Genomic DNA, 2,289 nt, shown 5'->3' with positions numbered 1-2,289 from the left:
TGAACTTTCCAGTTGAGATTTATACTTGCCTTGGGCCACAATCTGATGACCCTCCCTGAAAATGAGCGAACCGTAAGCTACTATGGCAGAGATGTCATATTAGGAAGTTATCTGTATTTAATAACCTTATTCGATCTCTCATCTACCCAGCCACAAAAAAATTGTGTAGGGGTTACCCCCTACACTTCTAGTTGAAGAATTGCTAGTAATTAAAACAGAGCTAACACCTTCTAGACCTAGCGTCTGGCTAGTTTCTTAGCAATTTTCCGCAACCGAATCGATTGAGGAGTAACTTCTACCAACTCGTCACCGCTGATATATTCTAGAGCGCGTTCGAGCGTCATATCGATCGGTGTTTTGAGCTGTACCAATTCTTCACCACCAGAGGCGCGGTGGTTAGTCAACTGCTTGCTCTTACAGATGTTCAGTTCCAGATCCTGAGGACGATTGTTTTCGCCGACGATCATTCCTTTATAGACCTTAGTACCAGGCTTGATAAAGAACGTACCGCGATCTTCTGCACCCATCAGCGCGTAGTCGGTAGCAACACCTTCTTCAAAGGAAATCAGAACCCCATTCCGACGGGCGGAAATTTCACCACAATTCGGACGATATTCGAGGAAACTGTGATTCATAATCCCAGCACCGCGAGTCATCCGCATGAATTCACCACGGAAGCCGATCAAACCACGCGCAGGAACGACGAATTCGAGGTTGGAGCGACCGTTGGCACCAACGACCATATCTTGCATTTCACCCTTCCGCTGACCGAGACGTTCGATACAGCTACCGACGGCTTCTTCAGGTACATCTAAAGCGAGCAATTCAAACGGTTCGCATTTTTGACCGCCAATTTCACGGTAGATTACTTGCGGCTGGGATACTTGGAATTCGTACCCTTCCCGACGCATATTCTCGATCAAAATACCGAGGTGAAGTTCCCCACGTCCAGCTACGGCAAATTTATCAGCTTCGCCTGTTTCTTCAACGCGCAACGCAACGTTGGTTTCCAATTCGCGGAATAAACGGTCGCGAACTTGGCGCGAGGTGACATTTTTGCCTTCGGTACCAGCAAACGGCGAATCATTAACGCAGAAGGTCATCTGCAAGGTTGGTTCGTCTACATCGATCAATGGCAATGCCATTGGCTCGTTGGGACAAGTAATAGTTTCACCGATATTTGCATCTGCAAATCCAGTTACAGCTACGATATTACCCGCAGTTGCGCTGGGAATTTCGATCCGCTTCAAGCCATCGAAGCCCAAAAGCTTGGTAATGCGTCCTTTGGAGATCGATCCATCTCTTTGGATTAGCGCGGCTTGCTGGCCCATGGTAATGGTGCCATTATGAATCTTACCAATCACGATCCGACCGAGATAATCGGAATAATCGAGAGTAGTCACTTGCAGTTGCAAGGGCTTGTCGGAGTCGCCGACTGGGGGTGGAACGTGGCGCAAGATGGCCTCAAACATCGGTACCATGTCGGTACCTTTAGTTTCCATATCGTTCTGGGCGTAACCACCCATTCCCGAAGCAAATAAGTGGGGGAAGTCACACTGGTCGTCGTCGGCACCGAGTTCGAGGAATAAGTCTAAGACTTTATCCACTGCGGCGTGGGGCGATGCTAGCTCGCGATCGATTTTATTAACTACCACGATCGGACGCAAGCCCTTCTCTAAAGCTTTTTTCAGGACGAAGCGCGTCTGCGGCATTGGCCCTTCATTGGCATCGACGATGAGGATACAGCCATCAACCATCCCCAATACGCGTTCGACTTCGCCACCGAAGTCCGCGTGTCCGGGGGTATCGATAATGTTAATTAATGTGTCTTTGTACTTGACAGCGGTGTTCTTAGATAAAATTGTAATACCACGCTCGCGCTCGATGTCGTTGGAGTCCATCACACAAATCGGCACGTCCTCCCCTTCGCGGAAAACACCGGATTGTTTCAAAAGTGCGTCAACAAGGGTGGTTTTACCGTGGTCTACGTGCGCGATGATGGCTACGTTACGAATGGGAATGCTCATAAATTGTGGAGTTAGAACTCTAGTACGATCCGACCTGGATGGTTGAAATTTACTAATCTTTGTAAATATCTATGAACAATTGTAGCCGATCGTGGGTGCTATTGCTGCCCGGAATTGCAATCGAGCAAATGCGATATTACACTCGATCGCTCCAAAAAAATCCCCTCCTTGGAGGGGTGCCGGAAGGGCGGGGTGGGTAGATCTTCACCATAGCCGCGCCATCTCAATATGTTGTGCGATCGGCTGCTAATGCTTCGAGGGG

Annotated in this window: 1 protein-coding gene; it reads right to left on the bottom strand. The window is 48.8% G+C overall.

The annotated features are described in order from the left end of the window. Nucleotides 1-236 precede the first annotated feature (236 nt). The gene (gene typA / locus C7B77_RS28555) at nt 237-2,027 is read right to left on the bottom strand and encodes a translational GTPase TypA (protein WP_106313037.1); all 1,791 of its coding nucleotides are present in this window, start codon (nt 2,025-2,027) and stop codon (nt 237-239) included. Nucleotides 2,028-2,289 lie beyond the last annotated feature (262 nt).

The organism is Chamaesiphon polymorphus CCALA 037 (assembly GCF_003003845.1).
GTDB lineage: Bacteria > Cyanobacteriota > Cyanobacteriia > Cyanobacteriales > Chamaesiphonaceae > Chamaesiphon > Chamaesiphon polymorphus.
Note: the sequence above shows the minus strand (reverse complement) of the source record. Positions and strands in the feature narration are given on the sequence as shown.